We start from the raw sequence: 25,230 nt of genomic DNA, 5'->3' as shown, positions 1-25,230 counted from the left end.
CATAAATAATATTTTTACGATTCGCTTATCAGCGAGGCATGAGCTGATCTATAGTTACGCTAATGAATGCTAACGCGTTAATTCCAATAACAGACTATTCCTTACGTGATATTTTACCCGCTAACGGGTTTTGATTATTTTCATTGTTGATTCAGCCCTGCTGACGACACTGTTCCATCAGGCGGAAAAGCACGTTCATCACTCTAATCAGTAAGGAATGGTTATGAAAATGAAGCTTTTACTGCTGGGTTGCGGCCTGAGCCTTGGTGTAGCCAGTTCAGGCTACGCCGCCACCACCACCGGAAGTATCGCCGCTAAACTGATCCTGACCGCAGGTTGTCTGGTCAATGGACAGCTAGCCACCAACAGTACGGGCGTCAACTTCGGTAACCTGGACTTTGGTACCAGTCCGGCGACCTTTGATACGCTGTCAGCCACCCTCGTGGGATCGTTGGGTAACGGTATCTTCGTGCGCTGTTCTACCGGCTCAACCTACTCGGTGCAGATCACCAGCAGTAGCGCCAAACCGACCACGGTTTACGGTGCAGAGACCACGCAGCCCCGCTATCTGATCAACGCCACCACCGCCACCGTGGGGATCGCCTATACCCTGTACGGCAGCACCAACTACACCACCCCCATCGCTAACAATACTAATCTGGTCAGCGCCGGGACGCCCGATCCGGCGAACGGAGATAACTACCCGATTTACGGTCGTATTACCGGTGGAGGGAACAATAACGTCGCCATTCCGGCCGCGACCTATCAGGATACGATTAACGTCGCTGTGAACTACTGATTGTCGCGATAAGGGAGCGCATCGTGTGGAAGCGGGTGCACTGCGCCGCGGACGTTATTTATCCGCTGATCCTGCTGCTGCTGGTTTACAGCAGTGGCGTGGAGGCGTTGCCCAGTGTGAACTTTACGGTGAGTGCTTCGGTGGTGAACGGCTGTGTGGTCTCCGGCGCCAGCACCTCCTCTTTCGGTACGCTCGACTTTGGTACGCAACCCGGGGTGGGCAGCGTCACTGCCAGCGCGGCCTATGTGCAAAATTCTGGTATTGCGCTGGCCTGCACGCCCGGTACCACGCTGAATATGCGCATTGACGGCGGTGGCAACTACACCACCACGCGCAATCTGAAAGTAGCCGGCAACACCAACCTGGTGGCGTACAACCTCTACACCAACGCTGCCCACACGACGTCAATCCCGGTCAATCAGGACGTGGCAGTGCCGCTGGGCAATGCCAACAATATTACGTTGCCCATCTACGGTCAGTTACAGCTGAGTGGCGTGAACCGGGCCGGAACCTACAGCGACACGCTGACGGTGACGTTGAGCTGGTAATGTCGGGCAGCACAAGGAGCAATAATGAAGAAATATACCTTTCCGGGACTGTTTTTTGTCCTGCTTTGCGGCGTGATGTCCCTGAAGGCTCAGGCCGGTAATTCCGTTCTCATCTGGCCCATCGACCCCAAACTCAGCCACAACGAGAAAGCCACCGAACTGTGGCTGGAGAACCGGGGGGCGAGTACCACGCTGATGCAGGTGCGGGTCTTCAGCTGGCAGCAGGTCAACGGTCAGGAGCAGTATCAGACCCAGCAGCAGGTGCTCGCCAGCCCGCCGGTGGTGCGTATTGAACCCGGCAAACGCCAGATGGTGCGTCTGATTAACCAGACGCCGCCCGCCGCAGGTCAGGAGCTGGCTTACCGGGTTCTGCTGGATGAGATCCCCACTCCCAGGGCGCCGGGTGAGAATCAGGCCGGACTGACGTTCCAGATGCGTTACTCCGTGCCGCTGTTTGTCTATGGCAGCGGCCTCGACCCCGACACCGCCCGTCCGGAACTGAGCTGGAAACTGGTCAACCGTGAAGGTAAGCAGGCCCTGGAAATTACCAACCGTGGCAGTACACATGCCCGGTTAAGCAATGTGACTCTGGGGGGGCGTACGCTCTCCGGCAGTCTGCTGGGGTACGTGCTGGCCAACGCCAGTAACACCTTCCCGTTAAGTTTCCCGGCATCCGGGCGGGCGGAAATCTACGCAGAGCTGGAACATAAACAGACCTGGCGCAGTACCAGTTCAGCACGCTAGCAGATGAACAGATACCGTCCGGTGCCGGGAGGGCACTGCACCCTGGCCTTCACCGGCCTGCTGACCTGCCTGTCCCCGCTGACCGGCAGTGCGGAAATCTATACCTCGCTACCGCCCCCGCCAGGTGCCAGTAGTACCACCACGGCGAACGATCAGGCCTTTATGCTGGGGCTGGTGGTCAACGACGACGACCGTGGGCTGGTGGTGCCGGTTCAGTTTCGTGACGGCCATTACCTGCTGCGCGCCGCTGACCTGCAGCAGGCCGGTATCCCGACCGCGCATATCACCTCATCATTAATGGATGTCTCTACCCTTGATCGGGTCAGGGTCGACTATGACCGCCAGCGCCAGCGCATTTCGCTGACGGTTCCGCCGGAATGGCTACCTGTACAAACCTTTGCCGGAACGACCCGTAACGGGCCACGCTATGAAGGACGTAGCAGTAACGGGGCGCTGTTCAACTACGACCTGTATACCAGCCATACCACTGGCGGCGGTTCCCGCCTTTCCGCCTGGAATGAGCTGCGTCTGTTCGGGGGGTACGGCCAGTTCATCAGTAACGGTAACTATCAGCAGCAGCTCTCCGGCGAAACGGGTTATCTGAAAAATGGCTACATCCGCTATGACAGCTGGTGGTCCAGTCAGAATGAAGAGAATGCGCTGAACTGGCAGGTCGGTGATCTGATCAGCGACTCGCTGGCGTGGAGCAGCAGCGTGCGTCTGGGCGGGATTCAGGTGGGCCGTGATTTCTCACTGCGCCCCGATCTGGTGACCTATCCGCTGCCCTCCTTCTCCGGCCAGGCGGCGGTTCCTTCCACGGTGGATCTGTTCGTTAACGGTTATAAAACCAGCTCTAACAATGTCCAGCCGGGGCCCTACTCGCTGACCAATATGCCGTTTGTCAACGGGGCCGGGAACGCCGTGGTGGTCACCACCGATGCCCAGGGCCGCCGTATCAGTACCACGCTGCCGTTCTATGTTGCCAGCGACCTGCTGAAAACGGGCCTCTCTGATTACGCCCTCTCTGCCGGGGCTCTGCGCCAGAACTATGGTCTGAAGAGCTTTGATTACGGCTCTGCGGCGTCCAGCGGCTCCTACCGCTACGGCCTGACCGACTGGCTGACGCTGGAAAGCCACGCCGAGGCGGCCCCGTCGCTGGCACTGGGAGGGGCGGGGATGCAGTTAAAGCTGGGAGCGTACGGCGTGGTTAACGGCTCAGTCAGCCAGAGCCAGATGCAGGGCGACCACGGCAGACAGTACGGCTGGGGCTATCAGTACAGCACCAGCCGCTTCAGCCTCGGGATGCAGCAAACTCAGCGCACCACCGGCTTTGGCAACCTCGCTCTGTATGCCGACCGGGAAAACAGCAATGAGATCACAGAGTTCAACACCCTCAGCCGTCGCAGCGCCCAGTATAACGCCAGCGTGTCGCTGGATCGCTTTGGCAGCGTCGGCGCGGCGCTGATTGATATTACCAGCGGTGACGGCAGCCGCACCCGGCTGATGAACCTGTCGTGGAGCAAAAGCCTGTGGGGCAGCTCAAGCCTGTATGTCTCGGCCAGCCGCGATCGGGAGCGCGGTGACTGGTCCGGCGCGGTTGGCCTGACCATTCCCTTCGGTGAACTGAGCAGCGCCAGCGTCAACGTGGAGCGTAATCAACAGGGAGGCACCTCAGAGCGACTCAGCCTGTCACACGCCATGCCTACCGACGGCGGTCTGGCCTGGGATGCCTCGGTGGCCAATCAGAGCGAGGGCGGCAGTTATCGTCAGGGCAGTGTGCGCTGGCGGGACCAGAAGGTAGAAACGTCAGCGGGCTTCTACGGTGACGATCGCTACAGTACGGAATTTGCCGATATCTCCGGCTCGCTGGTGCTGATGGACGGCAGCGTCTTTGCCGCCAACCAGGTGACGGATGCCTTTGTACTGGTGAAAACCGATTACCCGGCCATCAACGTCCGCTTTGAAAATCAGCTGATGGGCAAAACCGACAAAAATGGCTATCTGCTGGTGCCGCAGGTGAGCTCCTATTATCCGGCAAAGTATGATATCGACACGCTCGATCTGCCGGCAAATATGGCCGCCAGCAGCGTCGAGCAGCGTTTTTCCGTCAGGCGACAGAGCGGTTACCTGCTGCACTTCCCGATTGAACCGCTGCGCGCCGCCAGCGTGATCCTGCACGACCAGGAGGGTAAGCCGCTGCCGCTGTCGACGCAGATCGATCGCCCTGACCAGCCATCAACATTTGTCGGCTGGGACGGTATTACCTGGCTGGAGAATCTGGCCGCACAGAATCCGATTCATGCCACAACGCCGGACGGACGCCGCTGTGACACCGTGCTCACGCTGTCCGGTGGACGTCCTGCCTCCCTGACCACTTATGGTCCGCTGATCTGCACACTGCCACCCCCACCCAATGGGAACACACCATGACAATCCGACTGCTGCTGTATAGCGCACTCCTGCTGATGGCGGGCACGCTGCCCGCCATGGCAGCCTGTACCACGCCCACGGTGACGGCCAGCTTTGGCGGCGTCAGCTCGTTTACGGTCAATACCACGCCAGGCACTGTTCAGCGCAATATCACCGTCAACTGCGGTGGCGGTGTACTGGCCCTGCTCTCCAGCGACAGCATCAAGCTGCAGCTGACCGGAGCCACTGCCGTTGCCACCACGGGCAGTCGGGGGGCACTGAAGCTGAACACGGATCTGATCCCGCTGCAGCTCTGTTCCGATGTTAACTGCAGCAACGAACTAGGGCTCAGCGGCACAATTTATACCCTGTCCCGCAGCCAACTGCTCGGCCTGAACATCGGTGGCGTCGGACAGGTGGTATTTAATGTCCCCCTTTATCTGCGAACAGTGCCGGGTGCCGTGGTGGCGGAGGGAAACTACACCGTCACACTGACGGTGACGGTGAACTACGATGTCTGTACCGGCGTCGGTCTGCTGGGGGCCTGCCTGCTGGGGTCGCAGCAGACCGGCACCAGCGCACAGTCCATTATCGTTAACATGGCGATTTCCAAAGACTGCACCACCATTACCGCCCCGGCGGTCAGCTTTGGCAGCGCACCGCTGGTCGGCAGCTTTAACAGCATCAGCCAGTCGATTAATGTCATCTGTACGAAAGGCAGCACTTATACGGTGGGTCTGAGTAACGGCCTGAACGCCGTGGGGACGCAGCGCTATATGACCAGCGCTACCACAACGGGGAAGCTGGCCTATGAGATTTATAAAGGATCAGGCACCTCTCGCTGGGGCAGTACGGCTCCTGACCGGATGGCCAGTGCCGCGGCAAATGCCGTCAGCGGCGACGGCTTAACGCGTACCTTTAATTACAATGCGCAGGTGCTGACAAATCAGGCCACGCCGGTAGCAGGAAATTACAGTGATACGGTAACGGTGGATTTATCGTTCTGAGCAGGCCGCTCATCAGGCAGGTCGGGCGGGGCTGTCGCCCCGCCGCAGGCGGTTAACCCAGATGGTTACCGCCGGTAACGCCATGGACTTCGGCGGTGACGTAACTGGACTCCTGAGAAGCCAGATAGACATAGACCGGCGCCAGTTCAGCGGGCTGGCCTGCCCTTTTCATTGGTGTCTGCTGACCGAATTCCGGGATCTTATCCTGGGTCTGCCCCCCGGCGATTTGCAGTGCCGTCCAGATCGGGCCCGGTGCCACGCAGTTCACGCGGATGCCTTTATCGATGATCTGCTTCGCCAGCCCGCGCGTGTAGGCAAGGATAGCGGCTTTCGTCGAGGCATAGTCCAGCAGGTGCGGGCTGGGCTGATAGGCCTGAATGGAGGACGTGGTGATAATGCTGCCCCCCGGCGGCATATGCGGGATCGCAGCCTGAGTAATCCAGTACAGCGAAAACACATTGGTTTCATAGGTTTTGCGGAACTGCTCCGTGGTCAGGTCAGCAATATCTTCTACCGCCACCTGCTTACCGGCCACCAGCGCCAGGATGTCCAGCCCGCCGAGATTTTCGCGGGCGTCTTCCACCAGCTTCTTACTGAACGCCTCCTGACTGACATCGCCAGGCAGCAGGAAGGCTTTGCGTCCGGCCTGCTCAACCAGTTTTGCCACTTCTTCCGCATCTTTCTGTTCTGCAGGCAGATAAGAGAGGGCCACATCAGCCCCTTCGCGGGCATAGGCAATCGCCGCCGCGCGCCCGATGCCGGAGTCGGCCCCGGTCACCAGCGCTTTGCGCCCTTTCAATCGATCGCTACCGCGATAGCTGTTTTCACCACAGTCAGGCCGGGGCTGCATATCGGCCTGCACGCCCGGAGCGGGCTGACGCTGTTTAGGATATTCCGTGGCAGGATACTGCGTGAGAGGATTCTGCATTTCATATTGGTCGGCCATGGTTCCTCCTGGGTTTATAACAGTTTTGTTCACCAGTAAGGCTAGTCAGCACAGAGAAACTGTCGAGAAGAGAAACCGGCAGAACGGCCATCCTCCTGATTTTTGGTAAAAAAAAGGCGGTGTGAAAATGCAAAAAAATATAACTAAATATGAACATTAACCCAACGCAGCGGCAAATACGCGTCCGGATATGTGCGGAGCTGTGCTTTTTTATCTCCTGTTAATTTTTGGTTACTAATGTCAACAAACAGTAAATTAACACAGTGATCGCCATCACATTCACCGCCCCCTCCCGCAGGGTAAAAACGAGAAAAAACAGACAAAGGATGCGGTAATGGCCACAACAACCCCGACAGGGACATCGCGGCAGGGCGGTGCGAAAACGATCTTCAATGTCACCAGCGGTAACTTCCTCGAAATGTATGACTTCATGGTGTTTGGCTACTACGCCACCGCCATTGCGAAAACCTTCTTCCCCGGTGATGACCCCTTTGCCTCACTGATGCTGACGCTGATGACCTTCGGGGCGGGTTTCCTGATGCGTCCGCTGGGGGCGATTATCCTCGGCGCGTATATCGACCAGCACGGGCGTCGTAAAGGGCTGCTGCTGACGCTGGGGCTGATGGCGATGGGCACGCTGACCATTGCGGTGGTACCCGGTTACAGCACCCTCGGGATGGCGGCGCCGATCCTGATCCTGCTGGGGCGCCTGTTGCAGGGGTTCTCTGCCGGCGTCGAGCTGGGCGGTGTATCGGTCTATCTGTCGGAGATCGCGCCGAAGGGCAGGAAAGGTTTTTATGTCAGCTGGCAGTCGGGGAGCCAGCAGATAGCCGTGATTTTTGCCGCGCTGCTGGGCCTGCTGCTCAACCATCTGCTGGATAAAGGGGAAGTGACCGAATGGGGCTGGCGTATTCCCTTTGTGATCGGCTGTATGATTGTCCCGTTTCTGTTCTGGATCCGGCGCATGCTGGAAGAAACTGAAGCGTTCAGCCAGCGCAAACACCACCCGACCATGGGCCAGATTATGCGCTCGGTCGGCAGTAACTGGGCCCTGATCCTCGCCGGTATGCTGATGGTGGTCACCACCACGGTGATGTTCTATATGATCACCGCCTTTACACCCACGTTCGGTAAAACCGTACTGATGATGAGCGACAAGCAGAGCTTCTTTGTCACTCTGTGCGTTGGCATCTCAAACCTGTTCTGGCTGCCCGTGATGGGCGCTCTTTCCGATCGCTACGGCCGCCGTCCGCTGCTGCTGCTGTTCACTGTGCTGATGATCCTCACCGCCTGGCCGGTGCTGCACTGGCTGGTGGGGTCGCCCAGTCTGTCGCATCTGCTGGAAGCCGAGCTGTGGCTCTCCTTCCTTTACGCCAGCTACAACGGGGCCATGGTGGTATACCTGACTGAAGTGATGCCCGCCGAGGTGCGTGCGACCGGCTTCTCACTGGCTTACAGTCTGGCGACCGCGCTGTTTGGTGGTTTTACGCCCGCAATGTGCAGTTATCTGATCCATGTCACCGGTGATAAAGCGATGCCGGGCGTCTGGCTGACGATTGCTGCGGTGTGTGGGCTGGCAGGGGCACTGATGATTAAGCGGCTGGTGAAGCAGTATCAGGTGCGGCGTCTGAAAGAGCCGGCGATCACGGTGTAGAGGTCAGGGCCGGAGGGCCAGTCAGCAGCAGGGGGCGACCGGAAAAAGGTTCGCCCCCTGCGCGTTGGTTTATCGATAAGACAGTGACAGAATGGCGTGTTATTTACCGGTCGTTTCCATACCCATCAGACCAATCTTCAGGTACCCGGCCTGGCGCAGTTTATCCATGACGCCCATTAGCGTTTCATAATCAACCGTCTTATCGGCCTGGAAGAAGATGGTGGTGTCCTTCTTGCCTTCGGTCTGCCTGATTAACGTCTCCACCAGCGTCTCCTGCGTCACCGCATCGTTACCGATAAACAGCTGGTTATCCGCTTTGATAGACAGGTAAACCGGCTTTTCCGGGCGCGGCTGTGGGGAACTGGTGGAAGCCGGCAGGTTGACGCGAACGTCAACGGTGGCCAGCGGCGCGGCGACCATAAAGATAATCAGCAGCACCAGCATAACGTCGATAAACGGCGTGACGTTGATTTCGTGCATTTCACCGTTGCTATCGAGATCTTCGTTTAATCGCATGGCCATAATACTTAACCTACCCGCAGTTTCTGCGCTGGCTGAACGCGCTGCGCGCTTTCACTGGCTGCAAGGTCAAGGTCACGGCTCTGCAGCAGCAGAACCTGCGCGGCCACATCACCCAGCGAGGCTTTGTAGCTGCCGATGGTGCGGGCAAAGACGTTATAGATAACGACCGCAGGGATAGCGGCAACCAGACCAATCGCGGTGGCCAGCAGCGCTTCGGCAATGCCGGGGGCGACAACCGCAAGGTTGGTGGTCTGCGTCTGCGCAATGCCAATGAAGCTGTTCATGATGCCCCATACCGTACCGAACAGGCCGACAAACGGGGCGATGGCACCAATCGTCGCCAGAAAACCGTTACCGCGCCCAGCGTGACGGCTGAAAGCTGCCACACGGCGCTCCAGGCGGAAGCCGGTACGCTCTTTGATACCGTTGTTATCGTCCGATCCGGCCGACAGTTCCAGCTCGTTTTCCGCTTCTTTAATCAGCAGCGTGCTGAGACTGTAGCCCTGGAAACCCTCGCAGACCTGTGCGGCTTCTTCCAGCGAGCGGACATTCGCCAGCTGCTGTTGCTCACGCTTGAGACGCCTGCGCGCTGCGCTTAATTCAACACTTTTGCTGAAGAAAATGGCCCAGGTGACAACCGATGCCAACAAAAGGCCAATCATCACCGCTTTAACCACGATGTCTGCATGCTGGTACATGCCCCAGACGGACAGGTCCATCTGCATCAAATCATTTGTCACGCTGTGTCTCCAACGTCTAATTGTTGATAGCGAAAAATTCTTCACAGATCATACCAAAAAGACCGGGAATTGATAGTAGTTCTCATTACTATTTACAACTTTCTGGCTGTTTTTTACGCAATTTATTGACTGGCGGCGCTCCCACGGGCACGGATGGTGAATTTTCATCACTTATACTGATGCTCAATACCGCGTGGACGGCTGCCGTGTTAACGTTAAAAAAAGGGTGAAAATGACACAGGAACTTTATGAGCAGCGAAAAAATTGAAACGGCACTGATTCGTGCCGGACGCGGCAAGCGTTATACCCAGGGGTCGGTGAATACCGTCATTCAGCGTGCTTCGTCGCTGGTCTTTGATACTGTTGCCGATAAAAAACGGGCCACCGCCGGACGGGCAGACGGTGAGCTGTTCTACGGTCGCCGTGGCACCCTGACCCACTTCTCGCTGCAGGAGGCAATGGCCGAACTGGAAGGCGGCGCCGGCTGTGCGCTGTACCCGTGCGGTGCGGCGGCAGTCTCCAATGCCATTCTGGCGTTTGTGTCTGCCGGGGATAACGTGCTGATGAGCGGCAGCGTGTATGAGCCCACGCAGGATTTTTGCACCAAAATCCTCAGTAAGCTGGGGGTGACCACCACCTGGTTTGATCACAGCACCGGCAGTGAGATCGCTGATCTCGTCCAGCCCAATACCCGCGTAGTATTCCTGGAGTCCCCGGCGTCGATCACCATGGAAGTACAGGATGTTCCGGCGATCGTCGCGGCGATCCGCCGTAAGGCCCCGGAGACAATTATCATGATTGATAATACCTGGGGCGCGGGCATCCTTTTCCGGGCGCTGGACTTCGGTGTGGATATCTCCATTCAGGCCGGGACCAAATACCTGATTGGTCACTCGGATGCGATGATTGGCACCGCCGTCGCCAACGAACGCTGCTGGGAACAGCTGCGGGAAAACTCCTATCTGATGGGGCAGATGGCCGATGCCGATACGGCCTATATGACCAGCCGTGGCCTGCGTACGCTGGCAGTTCGCCTGCGGCAGCACGAGGAGAGCAGCCTGCGGGTTGCACACTGGCTGGCAGAACGGCCAGAAGTCGCCGTGGTGAATCACCCTGCTCTGCCGCAGTGTAAAGGGCATGCATTCTGGCTGCGTGACTTCACCGGCAGCAGCGGTCTGTTTTCCTTTATACTGAAAGAAAGACTGAGTGATGTTCAGCTGGCGAACTACCTGGATAACTTCAGCCATTTCAGTATGGCGTACTCCTGGGGTGGTTATGAATCGCTGATTCTGGCTAACCAGCCGGAAGAACTGGCCGCCATCCGTCCGGCGGGCGGTATTGATTTTACCGGTACCCTGGTACGCGTACATATCGGGCTGGAAAATGTTGACGATCTGATTGACGATTTAGCGGCTGGTTTTGCACGCCTGAACCGCTAAGGGCGATGAACATCAACAATTGATCAATGGGATAATGAGTTCGCGCCTTTGATCAAGGTGCCGGAGCGCTTTTGCAGGTACACTAGGCAGCAACGTTTTCATCGCCACCCTCATCGATGCGAGAGGTGGCACCGTCTGACCCGGTTCAGTCATCACGACTGGCATGGGGAGCGTTAAAAAAGACAGGTCATGGGTTTAACGGGATAACGAATGGGTGTACTACACGAGATTGTTCAGGCGCTCTGGCATCAGGATTTTGCCGCGCTGGCCAATCCGGACGTAATTTGGATCGTCTATGGCATTATGTTCCTGACACTGTTTCTGGAAAATGGCCTGTTACCTGCCGCATTTTTACCCGGTGACAGCCTGCTGCTGCTCGCCGGAGCGATGATTGCCAAAGGCGTGATGGCGTTTATTCCGACATTGCTGATCCTGACGACAGCCGCCAGCCTCGGGTGCTGGCTGGGGTATCTCCAGGGCCGCTGGCTGGGGAACACCCGGCTGGTCAAAGGCTGGCTGCTGCATTTACCGGCACAGTACCACCAGCGTGCATGGAATCTGTTTAATCGCCACGGTTTGATGGCGCTGCTGGTTGGCCGCTTTCTGGCCTTCGTGCGGACGATATTACCGACGCTGGCAGGGATTTCCGGCCTGAAAAACGGGCGGTTCCAGCTCTTTAACTGGATGAGTGGTGTGCTGTGGGTAGGGATTCTGGTCGGGTTTGGTTACACCATCAGTCAGGTGCCGTTTATTAAACGTCATGAAGATCAGGTGATGGCCTGTCTGATGATCCTGCCGCTGATCATGCTGACGATTGGCCTGATCGGCAGTATTGCCCTGGTGGTAAAAGGCAAAAAAGCCCGGTAATGACCGGGCTGGATATCACGCGGGGCAGCGCGCTGTGCCCGCCCCGCGTCAGTCAGCGGATTACAGCTGCTCTGCGGTGGTTTCCACCAGCGCCAGCAGGACCTGAATATCCTGCAGGGTGACGGTGGGATTTAATAGCGTCATCTTCAGGCAGGTTACCCCGTCCGATTCTGTCACTCCCACGTTAGCCCGTCCCGAATCCAGCAGCGCATCACCAATTTTCTGATTCAGCAGTGCGATAGCCGCATCATCCGCGCCAGCCAGGGAGGCCGGACGATAGCGGAACAGCACGCTGGCCAGCTGTGGCTCCATCACCAACTCCAGTGACGGCTGCTCAGTGACGTACTGTGCCACCTGCTGCGCCAGGGTAACACCGTGGTCGATGATTTCAGCGTACTGCTGCTGGCCCAGCGCCTCAAGGCCCATCCACAGCTTCAGCGCATCGAAACGGCGGGTGGTTTGCAGCGATTTGGACACCAGGTTAGGCACGCCCTGCGCTTCATCGAACTCGGAGTTCAGGTATGCCGCCTGGTAGCGCATCAGCTCGTAGTGACGTGCCTCTTTCAACAGGAACGCGCCGCAGCTGATGGTCTGGAAGAACTGCTTGTGGAAGTCCAGCGTGACGGAGTCCACCAGTTCAATGCCGTCCAGGTAGTCGCGGTATTTCTCAGACAGCAGCAGCGCCCCGCCCCATGCCGCATCCACATGCACCCAGATCTGATGTTCTGCCGCCAGGCTGGCAATCGCCCGCAGCGGGTCAATAGCCCCCGCGTCAGTGGTGCCTGCGGTGGCCACAATCGCCAGAATCTGTTCGCCGTTGGCCTGTGCCTGAGCAATCTTTTCCGCCAGGTCATTGACGTCCATGCGTGCAAAGCGGTCGGTTTTCACCAGCGTAACGGAACGGTAACCCAGTCCCATCAGTGCCATATTCTTCTGCACGGAGAAGTGCGCATTTTCGGAACAGAACACTTTGATCTTGCTCAGATCGCCTGGCAGCCCGTCCTGCTGGACAGAATGGCCAATGCGCGCAAAGAAGGCATCGCGCGCCAGCATCAGGCCCATCAGATTACTCTGGGTGCCACCGCTGGTGAACACTCCGGCATCACCCGGCTGGTAGCCTACCTGCGTGCGCAGCCATTCGATCAGCTTCACCTCAATAATGGTAGCCGACGGGCTCTGATCCCAGGAGTCCATACTCTGGTTAGTGGCGTTAATCAGCACTTCCGCCGCCTGGCTGACCACCAGACTCGGGCAGTGCAGGTGGGCGACGCACTGTGGGTGATGAACCGACAGGCTGTCTTTTAAGAAAAATTCGACCGCACGCTCAATCGCGGCCTGGTTACCCAGGCCCTGAGAGGTGAAGTCCAGCTGGATGCGCTCACGCAGTTCAGCCACGCTTTTTCCCTGATACATTTCAGGCTGTTGCAGCCACTGCACCACGGCTTCGCTGGTCTGTTTAATCGCTTGCTGATACGCATCCGTGCTTTGCGCTGACGCGGCCAGAATCGGGTTTAACCGGGACATCACTTACTCCAGTTATACAGGTTTGACGCCAGCAGACAGCAGGGCGTGTTCGAATTTGTCCAGGAAAACACCCAGCTCTTCATTGGTGATCAACAGGGACGGCAGCAGACGCAGCACACAGCCGTGACGACCACCACGCTCCAGGATCAGACCGTTTTCGAAGCATTTCTTCTGAAGCAGTGCGGACAGCTCGCCGTCGGCCGGATGGCAGCCCATATGATCCGCCGCTTCCTGTGGCTTAACCAGCTCAATACCGATCATCAGGCCCAGACCGCGAACGTGGCCAATCACCGGATAGCGCTTCTGCAGTTCAGCCAGTTTGCCTTTCAGCCACTCGCCCTGCTCTGCCACTTTCGCCGCCACGTTATTGTCTTTCAGGATTTTCAGCGTGGTCAGGCCGGTGGCCATCGCCAGCTGGTTGCCGCGGAAGGTCCCGGTATGGTGGCCAGGAGACCAGGCATCGAACTGCTTTTTGATGCCCAGCACGGCCAGAGGCAGACCGCCGCCGACGGCTTTTGACATCACAATGATGTCCGGTTCAATGCCCGCGTGTTCAAAGGCGAACTGTTTACCGGTACGGCAGAAACCGGCCTGGACTTCATCAATGATCAGCAGAATACCGTGTTCCTGAGTGACCTTACGGATACGCTGCAGCCACTCGGTCGGTGCCGGGTTCACCCCGCCCTCGCCCTGTACGGCTTCCAGGATCACGGCCGCAGGCTTGCGCACGCCGCTCTCAACGTCGTTGATCAGGTTATCGAAGTAGTAGGTCAGCGCTTTAACACCGGCTTCACCGCCAATCCCCAGCGGGCAACGGTACTGGTGCGGATAAGGCATAAACTGCACTTCCGGCATCATGCCATCGACCGCTTCTTTTGGTGACAGGTTACCGGTCACGGACAGCGCGCCGTGGGTCATGCCGTGGTAACCACCGGAGAAGCTGATCACACCGGCGCGGCCGGTCACTTTTTTCGCCAGCTTCAGCGCGGCTTCAACCGCATCAGCACCGGATGGGCCGGTGAACTGCAGGCAGTACTCTTTCCCCTGACCTGGCAGTAAGGACAGCAGGTATTCAGAGAACTGGTCTTTTAACGGCGTTGTCAGGTCTAGAGTATGTAACGGCAAGCCGCTGGTAATGACATTCTGGATGCTCTGTAAAACGTCCGGATGGTTATGTCCAAGCGCCAGCGTTCCCGCGCCGGCAAGGCAGTCAAGATAGTGATTATTTTCAACATCAGTGATCCAAACACCCTGAGCTTTCGCAATTGCAAACGGCAATTTACGGGGATAGCTCCTTACATTAGATTCAAACTCAGCCTGTCTGGCTAAATAGGTCTCATTGTTTCCATCAAAAGATTTGGCATCTAAAGTATCAATACGGACTTTATCCGTCATCATATCTCTCCTACAACCGGGGGTGTGTTTAACGCCGCAGTTGAATTAATTGAATTAAGTAATAAGTGGGCCGTGCATAAAACGCGGCCAATATATGGCTTTTTAAGTATCTTCTCAATACATTATTTTATTTAGATTTTCTTACTAATTATCAACGTGTTGTTAATTTTTTTCCCGCTAAACCGTTGATATAATGCCCCCAGGCGGATCGTCACCTACCCCACCTGACGCATCCGGGACATCTCTTCGCCTGGCGTGACGCCAAAGTAGCGTTTAAATTCGCGTGAAAATTGCGACGGGCTTTCATAGCCGACCCGGATGGCCGCGACGCTGGCCTTCATTCCTTCCTGCAACATCATCATGCGCGCCTGATGCAGGCGATAGCTTTTCAGATACTGCAGTGGTGACGTACTGGTCACCGCTTTAAAGTTATGGTGAAACGCCGAGACGCTCATATTGGCTTCGGCCGCCAGCAGGTCAACGCTGAGATTGTCGGTAAAGTGGTGCTCAATGCGGCGCAGCGCACGGGCAATCTGGCTGAACTGGGTCTGCCGGCTGACCAGCGCCAGCAGCGCGCCGCCACAGGGCCCCTGCAGGACGTGGTAGAGAATTTCACGCACAATCTGCGGGCCCAGTACGCGGGCATCGCGCGGATGGCGCATCACGTCCAGCAGCCGTTCGGTCGCGCACAGCATCGCTTCGGTCAGCAGCGCCGAGTGAATACCCCGCGTTTGCGGCTCTGGACGAAAGCCGTCGTCGTCCCCGATATCAATCAGCAGATCCTGCAGCTTCAGCGCATCGACGCGCAGCGACAGTCCCGCCAGCGGCTGTTCCGGCGTGGCGAAGGTTTCACACTCAAACGGCAGCGGCACGGTAAGCATCAGATACTTGGTGGCGTCATACTGAAATACGCTGTTGCCGAGATAGCCGGTTTTCTGCCCCTGAAACAGGATCACAATGGCCGGCTGATACATCACCGGCTGGCGTGCCCAGTAACGGTCAGCGTGTATGAGGGAGATCCCCGGCACCGGAGCCACCTGATGTTTATCGCCGGTCACCAGACTGATGACCTGTTGCGCCAGCCGGGCGCAGATTGCCTGTCTATCCATTTTGATTCCCGCCTGCAGAATGAAACCCGGGCGTATCATCGCCCTGGTTCCGGTATTTCTCCACCCCTTTGGAGGATCAGGCAAGAAACAGGCAGAAATGAGCATTGAGCCATGCCCGGCCGCTGGCGACAATTGAACGCCGGATCCAGCCGATACCCCTTTCAACAGGATTGCCCGTGATGAATAATTTTGTTCTGCATACCCCGACCCGTATTCTGTTCGGCCAGGGGCAGATCGCCCATCTGGCTGCTGAAATTCCGGCGGGCAGCAGAGTGCTTGTCACCTTCGGCGGTGGCAGCGTGAAAAACAACGGCGTGATGGCGCAGGTGTATCACGCCCTCGAGGGCTTCGACGTCCAGGCGTTCGGCGGTATTGAGCCTAACCCCAGTTTTGAAACGCTGATGCAGGCGGTTGAGGTGGTGAAGCGTGAAAAGATCACCTTCCTGCTGGCCGTCGGTGGAGGATCCGTGCTCGACGGCACCAAGTTTATCGCCGCCGCCGCGTTTTATCCGCAGGACCCGTGGCATATTCTGCAAACAGGTGGCACAGACATCCAGCAGGCACTGCCGATCGGCTCCGTGCTGACGCTGCCTGCCACCGGTTCAGAGTCTAACCGCAGTGCGGTGATCACCCGCCGTGCCACTCAGGATAAGCAGGCCTTCCGCAGCCATCATGTTTTCCCGCGCTTTGCCGTGCTGGATCCGGTTTATACCTACAGCCTGCCGCCGCGCCAGATCGCCAACGGCGTAGTGGATGCGTTTGTGCATACGATTGAACAGTACCTGACGTATCCGGTCGAGGCCTGCGTGCAGGATCGTTTTGCCGAAGGTCTGCTGCTGACCTTGATCGGGGAAGGCCCGAAAGCACTGGCCGAACCGGAAAATTACGACGTCCGCGCCAACGTCATGTGGAGCGCGACCCTGGCGCTGAACGGTCTGATCGGGGCCGGCGTGCCGCAGGACTGGGCCACGCATATGCTGGGCCACGAAATCACGGCGTTACATGGGCTGGATCACGCCCAAACGCTGGCGATCGTCCTGCCCTCGCTGATGAATATTCAGCGCGCGACCAAACGTAAGAAGCTGCTGCAGTACGCCGCCCGCGTCTGGGGGATAAACGACGGCAACGATGAAGAGCGCATCGATGCCGCCATCGCCGCCACCCGCAATTTCTTTGAGCAGATGGGCGTACCGACGCGCTTCAGGGACTATCAGCTCGACGGTTCTTCAATCCCGCAGCTGCTGAAAAAGCTGGAGGAAAAAGGCCTGACCGCACTGGGTGAACATCAGGATATTTCCCCTGAGGTCAGCCGTCAGATTTATCTGGATGCCCGTTAATCCCTCCCCGAGTCCTGTGTATCAACTAGACTTAGAGTCATTAACCGGTGCCCGTGCACCGGTTCACACGCTGATAAGGAGATAACATGGCAGATCAACCGATTATTAAACTGCACGATGGCAATATGATGCCCCAGCTTGGCCTGGGTGTCTGGCAGGCCAGTATTGATGAGGCCCGCGCCGCCGCCGTGAAAGCACTCTCCGTCGGTTATCGCTCCATTGATACCGCCGCCATCTATAAGAACGAAGAGGGTATCGGCCAGGCATTACAGGAAACGGACGTGGCACGCGAGGATATCTTCGTGACCACCAAGCTGTGGAATGACGATCAGCTTAACGCGCCTCAGGCACTGGAAACCAGCCTGAAGAAACTGCAGCTCGACAGCGTCGATCTCTATCTGATGCACTGGCCCTGCCCGGCAAAGGACAACTTTGTTGAAGCGTGGAAAGCGATGATTGAACTGCAAAAGCAGGGGCTGACGAAAAGCATCGGCGTCTGTAACTTCAACGAGCCGCACCTGAAGCGCCTGCTGGATGAAACCGGCGTCAGCCCGGTGATCAACCAGGTGGAGCTGCACCCGATGCTGCAACAGCGCACGCTGCACGCCTGGAATGCCCTGCATCAGATCCAGACCGAATCCTGGAGCCCGCTGGCCCAGGGCGGCAAAGGCGTTTTCGACAAAGACGTGATCAAACAGCTGGCGAAGAAATATGATAAAACGCCGGCTCAGATTGTGATCCGCTGGCACCTGGACAGTGGTCTGGTGGTGATCCCGAAATCGGTCACGCCTTCGCGCATTGAAGAGAACTTTAAGGTGTTCGACTTCCGCCTGCAAAAAACGGAAATCAGTGAGATTGCAGCACTGGATGAGGGGAACCGCCTGGGGCCGGACCCGGATGAGCTGAATTAAGCGGAGGCCGCGCGTGGGACGACGGAAAACAGGTCGTCCTCATTTTCCCCGCTGCGGCACGCCCGACGGCAATGCTGAGCCCGTCACCGCAGCGCCTTAACCCATAGGCTGCGGTGACGGGCTCACCGCCAGCTGCCCCGCCGTCCCGCGATCGGCCAGTTCCAGCGTCTGGCTGTAATAGGTAAACGGGAAATGCTCGGACGAGGCCTGGGTAAAGGACACGAACAGCTCCACGTCACCGTCCACCCACAGTGTATCTTTCCAGCCGCGATCTTCCGCCATGGGTTGTGCCCCGTTCACGCTTTTAATCAGGAACATCACCCCCTGAATATGGAATGACTGCGGCAGGTCGGCGTGAATAATCCAGCGCTCAAAGCTCCCCTGCTGCGCCTGCACATCAATCCTGTTCATATCCCACAGCGCACCGTTGATGCCCGGCATTGAGTCGCCTAAGCGGAACTCACGCGTGCGGCTGACGGCTCCCTCAATCACCTGATCTGCCAGCAACCGCATCGGCAGATTGTCGGTCACCAGCGGCAGCAAGCCGGTGGGACGCAGCGTCAGGATCAGCGTCGAGGTGAGGATAGAGGACGGTTCAAAGAAGCCGCGCAGGCGGTCAACAATGCCGGCGGCCTCGCCGGCCGTAATCGACACTTCATCGCCCTGAGACATATCCACGAGGATTTCGCGCCGTTCACCCGGTGCCAGCGACAGCTGCTCTACCGCCACCGGTGCAGGCAGAAAACCCTGATCGCTGGCAATGACATTGAACGGCCGGCTGTCGCTCATCCTCAGCTGATAGCGGCGCGCGTTTGAAGCATTGAGCAGGCGCAGGCGTACCCAGCCGCGGGAGACTTCCAGATACGGATTCTGCACGCCGTTGACCAGCAGCGTGTCCCCCACAAACCCACCGCTGCCCGGCGGGTCATATTCCGCTGCGCCAAAATTATCCAGCCGTTTATCCTGAATAATCAGCGGAAAATCATCCACCCCGTAATGGTTAGGGATGGGCAGGGATTTGCTGATCTCATCTTCCACCAGCCACATGCCCGCCAGCCCGTTGTAAACGTGGGGCGCCATGCGATTCGGGGTATTGGCATGATACCAGCAGGTGGCCGCTGACTGACGGATCGGCACCACCGGTGCCCAGTCTACCCCTGGCGACATCATGCGCGCTGCGCCGCCCATCAGCACGCCGGGCACCTGAAGACCGCTCACCGTCATGGAGACGGGTTCATTCAGGCGGTTGCTGTAGATCAGCTTCACGTCGTCGCCATTCCATACGCGCACCGTCGGGCCAAGATAGTGGCCGTTAATGCCCCATACCGGCACTTTATTACTGCCGTTAAAAGACCAGTGGCTGCGCTGCAGCGTCAGGAACAGCGGCTGTCCGCGACGTGATTCAATTAAAGGAGGAACGGGTAGCGCGCTGGCCTGCCCGGCAGCGCGGGCGCTGAAAGGAACAGCAGTGGCACAAAGGGCAATACCCGAGGCTTGAATAAACTGACGTCGACTGAAGGACATACCCTCTCCGTAAGTCAAAACCGGCCGCCACAGCGACCGTATTCCATTTTTATCATTATGCGCGGGCTGTGTATCCGCGAGATGTGCTGCCGTCAAAATACAAACGACATCGCCGTCGTCACGGCCACTGCTTAATTTATAGCTTACCTGACGCTTCCCGTGCGGCAACTTCAGCATTTAACTCATCCAGCTTTGCTGACATCAGTTCGCGACAGTGGGTGGCCAGCTTGCGCACGGACTGCTCGGCAAAGGCCTGCGTGTCAACCGGCGGCAGCATTTCCACAATCGCCAGTCCATTTTTCAGGCGGTTCAGTTTAATTTTACCGTGCGTATTTGACACCACCACCGGAATAATCGGCACACCCGCCGCCACTGCCGCATGGAAGGCACCGGTTTTAAACGGCAGCAGACCACGGCCCCGGCTGCGCGTCCCTTCCGGGAACATCAGGAAAGAGATCCGCTTACGTTTAAACTGATCCACCAGTTCACCGATAGTGCCGTGTGCTTTAGCACGGTTATCCCGGTCAATCAGCAGGTTACCGGTGAGCCAGTAGAGCAGACCAAAGAACGGGACCCACAGCAGACTGCGTTTACCCACGGTCACTGTCGTGGGCTGCACCATTTTGGCCGCGGTGATCATGTCGTAATTGTTCTGGTGGTTACAGATATAGATCGCGTTGGGATAGTCTTCTGCGCCGACGGGTTTCCGCAACTCAACTTTCAGGCCAAACACCGGAGCCAGACGCCCGAAAAGGTGGCCAAACGTGGCAACGTGGCGGGGATCGCGCGGACTGAACAAACAGTAAATACAGCCAAAGACACATAACAGTATTGAATAAATCACGACGATCATAAGACGTAAAATAGCGAGCATAACAACCTCATTATCACTTGCAGGTATCGCGCCAGGCAGCGCCAGGCGCGCCTGAGCTTATTCTATTTTTTCTGACAGCACATCCGCCTGCGTATCCGTGATACGCAGGCGGGCAGAGCGCATTACTCTTCGCTGTCATCCACAGGGGCTGGACGGGCCGGGCCATCGACATCCACCCGGTCAATGCGCTGCAGGCCACGCGGCAGCAGCGTGCCGCGACGGCCACGTTCGGCGCGGAACTTCTGCAGATCGGCCGCTTTCAGCGTCAGTTTACGCTTACCGACGTGCAGCGTAATGTCACTTTGCGGCGTCAGCAGCAGGAGCCAGGCCAGCTTATCCTCACCGGAGGCCGCCTGGGCCGACGGAATCGAGACAATCTTATTGCCCTTGCCTTTAGACAGCTGCGGCAAATCGCCCACCGGGAACATCAGCATCCGCCCGGCGCTGGTGATCGCCAGCAGCAGGTCGTCGTTGCTGTGGATCGCCATCGGGGTCATCACTCTGGCGTTGGCAGGCAGCGTCAGCAGCGCTTTACCGGCACGGTTACGGGAAATCAGATCGCTGAAGGTGCAGACAAAACCATAGCCGGCATCAGAGGCCATCAGCAGTTTTTGATCCTCCTCCTCCATCAGCACCTGTTCGATCACCGCGCCAGGCGGTGGCGTCAGTTTGCCCGTCAGCGGTTCACCCTGACCGCGTGCCGATGGCAGGGTGATCGGGTCCAGCGCATAGCTGCGCCCGGTCGAGTCAATAAAGGCCACCGGCTGGTTGCTCTTGCCGCGCGCGGCGGCACGGAAGCTGTCCCCGGCTTTGTAGCTGAGGCCTGCCGGGTCGATATCATGTCCCTTGGCACTGCGCACCCAGCCACTCTGTGACAGCACGATAGTCACCGGCTCGGACGGCACCAGCTCGCTTTCACTGATCGCTTTCGCTTCTTCGCGTTCGCGCAGCGGAGAACGGCGGTCATCCCCGTAAGCATCGCTGTCAGCCTGCAGCTCTTTTTTCAGCAGCGTATTCATTTTGCGCTCAGAGGCCAGCAGCCCTTCCAGATACGCCCGCTCTTTTTCCAGTTCATCCTGCTCACCGCGAATTTTCATCTCTTCCAGTTTGGCGAGATGGCGGAGTTTCAGCTCGAGGATGGCTTCAGCCTGGGTTTCAGAGAGGTCGAAACGCGACATCAGCACCGGCTTCGGCTCATCTTCAGAGCGGATGATATGGATCACTTCGTCAATATTGAGGAACGCCACCAGCAATCCGCCGAGGATATGCAGGCGCTTCTGCACCTTATCCAGACGGAAGTTCAGGCGGCGACGCACCGTATCACGGCGGAACACCAGCCACTCGCTGAGGATCTCCAGCAGGTTTTTTACTGCCGGGCGATTATCAAGGCCAATCATGTTCAGGTTAATGCGGTAGCTGCGTTCCAGATCGGTGGTGGCAAACAGATGATTCATTACCTGTTCCATATCCACACGATTGGAGCGCGGCACAATCACGAGGCGCGTCGGATTTTCGTGGTTGGATTCATCGCGCAGGTCTTCCACCATCGGCAGCTTTTTATTGCGCATCTGGGCAGCGATCTGCTCCAGCACGCGTGCCCCGGATACCTGGTGAGGCAGCGCAGTGATCACCACGTCACCGTCTTCTTTCTTCCACACCGCGCGCATCCGCACCGAACCACGACCGCTCTGGTAAATTTTGCGGATTTCGTTGCGCGGCGTAATGATCTCCGCTTCTGTCGGATAATCCGGCCCCTGAACGATATCCAGCAGCTCATCAAGCGTAGTTTTCGGGCTGTCGATCAGCGCAATGGCGGCTTTCGCGACTTCGCGCAGGTTATGCGGTGGAATATCGGTCGCCATCCCCACGGCAATACCGGTGGTGCCGTTGAGCAGAATATTCGGCAGGCGCGCCGGCAGCATTGACGGTTCCTGCATCGTGCCGTCGAAGTTAGGGACATAATCGACGGTGCCCTGACCGAGCTCTCCCAGCAGGACTTCAGCATACTTCGACAGGCGTGACTCGGTATAACGCATCGCGGCGAAGGATTTTGGATCGTCCGGTGCCCCCCAGTTCCCCTGGCCATCGACCAGCGGGTAACGATAGGAGAACGGCTGTGCCATCAGCACCATGGCTTCATAGCAGGCGCTGTCGCCGTGCGGATGGTATTTACCCAGCACGTCACCGACGGTACGGGCCGATTTTTTGAACTTAGCGTTGTTGCTCAGCCCCAGTTCCGACATTGCATACACAATGCGGCGCTGAACCGGCTTCAGGCCATCGCCAATATAAGGAAGCGCACGATCCATGATGACGTACATGGAATAGTTAAGGTACGCATTCTCGGTAAAGGTATGCAGGGCAAGGCGCTCTGCACCATCCTGCGTCAGATCAGTCATTGTTCTCTCTTCCTCACATCGCGGCGCGTTAAGGGCCAGCGGCACACAGCGGTAGGTTTGGCGAGGATAGTACCTTATCTGATAAGGGTCTGTCACAGGGATCAACGGTTAAGCCCGGCTGCAGGCAACGAAGGGTGACGGGCTCGCGCCGAAATTACGCGTTGAGCAGCAGAAGGAATAAAGGTAATAATATGAGAACAGGATCACATTTATTTTCCTCCAGGTTAATGTGATCTTCCTCTCAAATAATTTCACCTCGCCACGTCGTTTTAATTTTGTCCCACAAAGGGACAAGCTTTAGTATTGCCCGCTGGCCTGGCAGCAACTAGATTTACTCTCATTCAGTCAGCACAAGATAAATCCAACCCGGAATGATAAATAAATAAAACTTAAGGGTGATCTGATGCAACTACTTACCTCACGACAACATAAATTGCTGAAGTATCTGCTGCAACATCAGGAACATGTCCCGGTTAAAAATATGGCCAGCTGGCTGGCCGTGTCAGAAAAAACGGTACATCGGGATATCCAGTTTATCGAAACATTATTAACCGAGTGGAATATCACGACTGATAAAAAGACAGGCATTGGTATTATGCTGATTGTCGACGATAGTCAGCGTTTAATGCTGTTAGAGCAACTGATTACGCCAGAGGAAGGGAGCGCAGAGGCGCTGGTGAATAATTCACGGCGGGTAAAAATTGCCTCGCAGCTTCTGAGCGACACACCGCGGGAAACGTCGATCAGTAAGCTGTCAGAGCGCTACTTTATCAGTAGCGCCTCTATTGTTAACGATCTGAAAATCATTGAAAGCTGGATAGCCCCGCTTGGCCTGACGCTGGTACGTGGCCAGAGCGGAACACATATCGAAGGCAGTGAAAACCATATCCGCCAGGCCATGGCCTCGCTGATTAATGATGTGATGAATTTTCAGGAACCCGGAGCAGTTAACCCTTCACGCCTTGATCCCGGCAGCTATAAAGCGCTGACGCACTATTTTGGTGAAGAGGATGTGCTTTTTGTTCAGCAGCTTTTACAGCAGATGGAACAGCAGTTAACGTATCCATTAGGGGAACCTTATTATATTAATCTCTTTACGCATATATTAATCATGATGCACCGAATGGCACTGGGGAACCCACTTATTCTTAGCGAAGAAAACATTAATCAGAAAGCCGATGAAATCGTTTTTAATATTGCACAGGGAATGGTCGACCAGGTTGAAAAAAGAATTAACAATACATTACCGTGCGATGAAGTGTGGTTTGTTTACCAATATATTATTTCATCTGGCATTGTGGTTGAAGAAAATTCCGCCAATCCGCCGCTGTACTGTCAACTGTCCAATAGTGAATCACGTCATTTAACGCTGGATTTAATCGCAACTTTTTCTGAGGTGATTAATATCAATCTCAAGGACGACCGTCTGCTACATGAAGGCCTGTTGATTCATATTAAACCCCTTCTTAACCGGCTGAAATACCATATTCGCATCCGCAATCCGCTGCTGGAGGATATTAAACAGGAACTGGGCGATATTTATCAGCTCACCGGACACGCCGTGCTGCAACTGTGCCAGCGCTTTCAGTTACCGGAGATTGCGGATGATGAGATTGGCTATCTGACCGTGCATTTTCAGGCTGCGCTGGAGCGGCAGATTGCCCATAAACGCATCCTGATCGTGTGTTCCAGCGGTGTTGGCACTTCGCATCTGCTGAAAAGCCGCATTCTGCGTGCGTTCCCTGACTGGGTGGTCGCTGGCGTGGTATCGGCCAGCACAATGATCCCGTTTTGCCAGCAGCAGGATATTGAGCTGATCATCTCAACCATTCATCTGGCCGAGCAGCCGCTGCCCGTGGTGTACGTATCGGCTTTTTTTAACGATGACGATATTAAGCGCGTCACCGAGAAGGTCATTGCCAGCAAATTACTGCAGGCAACCGATCGTATCAAGGTGTCAGAACACGTCTTTTCAACTTGTATTTAAGAGGTTTGCCGATGGATATCACTAAGATTCTCAGCGCCCGGCGCGTCAAATTAAACATGAACGCCAGCAGTAAAGACGAAGCGATCCGCGAACTGACTGATTTGCTGTATGAGGACGGTGCCCTGACCTCGAAAGAGGATTTTATGCACGACGTCTGGCTGCGTGAAGCGGAAGGTTCAACCGGGTTTGAGAATCATATTGCCATTCCGCACGGTAAATCACTGGCGGTAAAACAGACCACACTGGCTATTGGCCGCACCCGCACCGATATCCCGTGGGAAACGCTCGATGGCAGCGAAGTACGCTGCATTATTTTATTTGCGGTGCGCATGGAAGATCAAAATACCACCCATATTCGCCTTCTGTCTCAGGTGGCCTGTGCCCTGGCCGATGATGACGTGATAGCCCAACTGTTACAAGAGCAGGATGCCGACAGCATTATCGAACTGTTCAGCCAGTACGCGGAAACAGACCTCTGTTAACCCTGAAGACGAG

The 25,230-nt window shown here is 56.8% G+C and carries 21 protein-coding genes; 12 read left to right on the top strand and 9 right to left on the bottom strand.

Annotation, left to right across the window (positions count from 1 at the left end; genetic code table 11):
- Positions 1 to 223 precede the first annotated feature (223 nt).
- Genes K6L24_RS03205 through K6L24_RS03185 form a run of 5 tightly spaced genes read left to right on the top strand, consistent with a single transcriptional unit; the run spans position 224 to position 5,507 of the window.
- A complete protein-coding gene (locus K6L24_RS03205) occupies positions 224 to 799 on the top strand; it encodes a spore coat protein U domain-containing protein (RefSeq protein ID WP_062745880.1) in 576 nt (191 codons plus the stop codon).
- A 23-nt stretch (positions 800 to 822) separates the two neighbouring features.
- Positions 823 to 1,347 (top strand): Csu type fimbrial protein, encoded by a 525-nt coding sequence (locus tag K6L24_RS03200; RefSeq protein WP_187509471.1) that lies wholly within the window; start codon positions 823 to 825, stop codon positions 1,345 to 1,347.
- 24 nt (positions 1,348 to 1,371) lie between these two features.
- The gene (locus K6L24_RS03195; protein ID WP_118665531.1) at positions 1,372 to 2,091 is read left to right on the top strand and encodes a fimbrial biogenesis chaperone; all 720 of its coding nucleotides are present in this window, start codon (positions 1,372 to 1,374) and stop codon (positions 2,089 to 2,091) included.
- 3 nt (positions 2,092 to 2,094) lie between these two features.
- Positions 2,095 to 4,521, top strand: coding sequence for a fimbria/pilus outer membrane usher protein (locus tag K6L24_RS03190; RefSeq protein WP_222681943.1), 2,427 nt, complete (start codon positions 2,095 to 2,097; stop codon positions 4,519 to 4,521).
- Positions 4,518 to 5,507, top strand: a complete 990-nt coding sequence (locus K6L24_RS03185) for a Csu type fimbrial protein (protein ID WP_062745869.1) — start codon at positions 4,518 to 4,520, stop codon at positions 5,505 to 5,507. Before K6L24_RS03190 ends, K6L24_RS03185 begins: the two co-directional genes overlap by 4 nt.
- A gap of 52 nt (positions 5,508 to 5,559) precedes the next feature.
- Here K6L24_RS03185 and K6L24_RS03180 read toward each other — a convergent pair whose 3' ends face one another.
- Positions 5,560 to 6,453, bottom strand: a complete 894-nt coding sequence (locus tag K6L24_RS03180; protein ID WP_222681942.1) for an SDR family oxidoreductase — start codon at positions 6,451 to 6,453, stop codon at positions 5,560 to 5,562.
- Between the two features lie 334 nt (positions 6,454 to 6,787).
- Here K6L24_RS03180 and tcuC point away from each other — a divergent pair, with 334 nt between their 5' ends.
- Positions 6,788 to 8,107 (top strand): MFS transporter, encoded by a 1,320-nt coding sequence (tcuC, locus tag K6L24_RS03175; protein ID WP_062745864.1) that lies wholly within the window; start codon positions 6,788 to 6,790, stop codon positions 8,105 to 8,107.
- A gap of 99 nt (positions 8,108 to 8,206) precedes the next feature.
- On the opposite strand, the gene exbD is transcribed toward tcuC, so the two are convergent.
- Both exbD and exbB read right to left on the bottom strand, forming a co-directional pair.
- Positions 8,207 to 8,629, bottom strand: coding sequence for a TonB system transport protein ExbD (gene exbD / locus K6L24_RS03170; protein WP_062745862.1), 423 nt, complete (start codon positions 8,627 to 8,629; stop codon positions 8,207 to 8,209).
- A gap of 5 nt (positions 8,630 to 8,634) precedes the next feature.
- Positions 8,635 to 9,369 carry a tol-pal system-associated acyl-CoA thioesterase gene (gene exbB / locus K6L24_RS03165; RefSeq protein ID WP_062745860.1) on the bottom strand — a complete coding sequence of 245 codons (735 nt, stop codon included), beginning with the start codon at positions 9,367 to 9,369 and terminating at the stop codon, positions 8,635 to 8,637.
- A 248-nt stretch (positions 9,370 to 9,617) separates the two neighbouring features.
- Here exbB and metC point away from each other — a divergent pair, with 248 nt between their 5' ends.
- Both metC and K6L24_RS03155 read left to right on the top strand, forming a co-directional pair.
- Positions 9,618 to 10,808, top strand: a complete 1,191-nt coding sequence (gene metC, locus K6L24_RS03160; protein ID WP_222681941.1) for a cystathionine beta-lyase — start codon at positions 9,618 to 9,620, stop codon at positions 10,806 to 10,808.
- 210 nt (positions 10,809 to 11,018) lie between these two features.
- Complete coding sequence (locus K6L24_RS03155; RefSeq protein WP_062745854.1) at positions 11,019 to 11,675, top strand: DedA family protein; 657 nt, start codon at positions 11,019 to 11,021, stop codon at positions 11,673 to 11,675.
- 60 nt (positions 11,676 to 11,735) lie between these two features.
- Here K6L24_RS03155 and K6L24_RS03150 read toward each other — a convergent pair whose 3' ends face one another.
- The 3 genes from K6L24_RS03150 to K6L24_RS03140 all read right to left on the bottom strand — a co-directional run bounded on the left by K6L24_RS03150 (position 11,736) and on the right by K6L24_RS03140 (position 15,703).
- Positions 11,736 to 13,199: a pyridoxal phosphate-dependent decarboxylase family protein gene (locus K6L24_RS03150; RefSeq protein WP_062745852.1), complete on the bottom strand. Its 1,464-nt coding sequence runs from the start codon at positions 13,197 to 13,199 to the stop codon at positions 11,736 to 11,738.
- 12 nt (positions 13,200 to 13,211) lie between these two features.
- The gene (locus K6L24_RS03145) at positions 13,212 to 14,594 is read right to left on the bottom strand and encodes a diaminobutyrate--2-oxoglutarate transaminase (RefSeq protein ID WP_222682290.1); all 1,383 of its coding nucleotides are present in this window, start codon (positions 14,592 to 14,594) and stop codon (positions 13,212 to 13,214) included.
- A gap of 215 nt (positions 14,595 to 14,809) precedes the next feature.
- On the bottom strand, positions 14,810 to 15,703 hold the full coding sequence (locus tag K6L24_RS03140; RefSeq protein ID WP_062746101.1) for an AraC family transcriptional regulator: 894 nt from the start codon (positions 15,701 to 15,703) through the stop codon (positions 14,810 to 14,812).
- A 179-nt stretch (positions 15,704 to 15,882) separates the two neighbouring features.
- Between K6L24_RS03140 and yqhD the strand changes: the two genes are divergently transcribed.
- Together yqhD and dkgA are read left to right on the top strand one after the other, a co-directional pair.
- Positions 15,883 to 17,040, top strand: coding sequence for an alcohol dehydrogenase (gene yqhD, locus K6L24_RS03135; RefSeq protein WP_118665527.1), 1,158 nt, complete (start codon positions 15,883 to 15,885; stop codon positions 17,038 to 17,040).
- An 86-nt stretch (positions 17,041 to 17,126) separates the two neighbouring features.
- Positions 17,127 to 17,951 carry a 2,5-didehydrogluconate reductase DkgA gene (gene dkgA / locus K6L24_RS03130; RefSeq protein WP_062745846.1) on the top strand — a complete coding sequence of 275 codons (825 nt, stop codon included), beginning with the start codon at positions 17,127 to 17,129 and terminating at the stop codon, positions 17,949 to 17,951.
- Positions 17,952 to 18,047: 96 nt separating this feature from the next.
- Here the strand turns inward: dkgA and ftsP are convergent, their stop codons facing one another.
- The 3 genes from ftsP to parC all read right to left on the bottom strand — a co-directional run bounded on the left by ftsP (position 18,048) and on the right by parC (position 22,748).
- Positions 18,048 to 19,475 carry a cell division protein FtsP gene (gene ftsP, locus K6L24_RS03125; protein WP_062745844.1) on the bottom strand — a complete coding sequence of 476 codons (1,428 nt, stop codon included), beginning with the start codon at positions 19,473 to 19,475 and terminating at the stop codon, positions 18,048 to 18,050.
- A gap of 136 nt (positions 19,476 to 19,611) precedes the next feature.
- On the bottom strand, positions 19,612 to 20,349 hold the full coding sequence (locus tag K6L24_RS03120; protein WP_062745842.1) for a 1-acylglycerol-3-phosphate O-acyltransferase: 738 nt from the start codon (positions 20,347 to 20,349) through the stop codon (positions 19,612 to 19,614).
- Between the two features lie 122 nt (positions 20,350 to 20,471).
- The gene (parC, locus tag K6L24_RS03115; protein ID WP_118665521.1) at positions 20,472 to 22,748 is read right to left on the bottom strand and encodes a DNA topoisomerase IV subunit A; all 2,277 of its coding nucleotides are present in this window, start codon (positions 22,746 to 22,748) and stop codon (positions 20,472 to 20,474) included.
- Between the two features lie 403 nt (positions 22,749 to 23,151).
- On the opposite strand from parC, the gene K6L24_RS03110 reads away from it, so the two are divergent.
- A complete protein-coding gene (locus K6L24_RS03110) occupies positions 23,152 to 24,735 on the top strand; it encodes a BglG family transcription antiterminator (RefSeq protein ID WP_062745837.1) in 1,584 nt (527 codons plus the stop codon).
- 11 nt (positions 24,736 to 24,746) lie between these two features.
- Entirely contained in the window at positions 24,747 to 25,217 is a 471-nt protein-coding gene (locus K6L24_RS03105) for a PTS sugar transporter subunit IIA (RefSeq protein ID WP_062745835.1), read from the top strand.
- Positions 25,218 to 25,230: the final 13 nt, after the last annotated feature.

The sequence above is a fragment of the Erwinia persicina genome (genome assembly GCF_019844095.1).
GTDB lineage: Bacteria > Pseudomonadota > Gammaproteobacteria > Enterobacterales > Enterobacteriaceae > Erwinia > Erwinia persicina.
This window is presented reverse-complemented; position numbering and strand designations above follow the sequence as displayed.

Bases quoted from the DNA above. Each gene is read 5' to 3' on its own strand.
- K6L24_RS03205 (WP_062745880.1), top strand. From the start codon at position 224: ATGAAAATGAAGCTTTTACTGCTGGGTTGCGGCCTGAGCCTTGGTGTA.
- K6L24_RS03145 (WP_222682290.1), bottom strand. From the start codon at position 14,594: ATGACGGATAAAGTCCGTATTGATACTTTAGATGCCAAATCTTTTGAT.
- K6L24_RS03105 (WP_062745835.1), top strand. From the start codon at position 24,747: ATGGATATCACTAAGATTCTCAGCGCCCGGCGCGTCAAATTAAACATG.
- K6L24_RS03180 (WP_222681942.1), bottom strand. From the start codon at position 6,453: ATGGCCGACCAATATGAAATGCAGAATCCTCTCACGCAGTATCCTGCC.
- K6L24_RS03150 (WP_062745852.1), bottom strand. From the start codon at position 13,199: ATGTCCCGGTTAAACCCGATTCTGGCCGCGTCAGCGCAAAGCACGGAT.
- K6L24_RS03155 (WP_062745854.1), top strand. From the start codon at position 11,019: ATGGGTGTACTACACGAGATTGTTCAGGCGCTCTGGCATCAGGATTTT.
- parC (WP_118665521.1), bottom strand. From the start codon at position 22,748: ATGACTGATCTGACGCAGGATGGTGCAGAGCGCCTTGCCCTGCATACC.
- K6L24_RS03110 (WP_062745837.1), top strand. From the start codon at position 23,152: ATGCAACTACTTACCTCACGACAACATAAATTGCTGAAGTATCTGCTG.
- K6L24_RS03195 (WP_118665531.1), top strand. From the start codon at position 1,372: ATGAAGAAATATACCTTTCCGGGACTGTTTTTTGTCCTGCTTTGCGGC.
- exbD (WP_062745862.1), bottom strand. From the start codon at position 8,629: ATGGCCATGCGATTAAACGAAGATCTCGATAGCAACGGTGAAATGCAC.
- K6L24_RS03190 (WP_222681943.1), top strand. From the start codon at position 2,095: ATGAACAGATACCGTCCGGTGCCGGGAGGGCACTGCACCCTGGCCTTC.
- K6L24_RS03185 (WP_062745869.1), top strand. From the start codon at position 4,518: ATGACAATCCGACTGCTGCTGTATAGCGCACTCCTGCTGATGGCGGGC.
- dkgA (WP_062745846.1), top strand. From the start codon at position 17,127: ATGGCAGATCAACCGATTATTAAACTGCACGATGGCAATATGATGCCC.
- yqhD (WP_118665527.1), top strand. From the start codon at position 15,883: ATGAATAATTTTGTTCTGCATACCCCGACCCGTATTCTGTTCGGCCAG.
- K6L24_RS03140 (WP_062746101.1), bottom strand. From the start codon at position 15,703: ATGGATAGACAGGCAATCTGCGCCCGGCTGGCGCAACAGGTCATCAGT.
- K6L24_RS03120 (WP_062745842.1), bottom strand. From the start codon at position 20,349: ATGCTCGCTATTTTACGTCTTATGATCGTCGTGATTTATTCAATACTG.
- ftsP (WP_062745844.1), bottom strand. From the start codon at position 19,475: ATGTCCTTCAGTCGACGTCAGTTTATTCAAGCCTCGGGTATTGCCCTT.
- metC (WP_222681941.1), top strand. From the start codon at position 9,618: ATGAGCAGCGAAAAAATTGAAACGGCACTGATTCGTGCCGGACGCGGC.
- tcuC (WP_062745864.1), top strand. From the start codon at position 6,788: ATGGCCACAACAACCCCGACAGGGACATCGCGGCAGGGCGGTGCGAAA.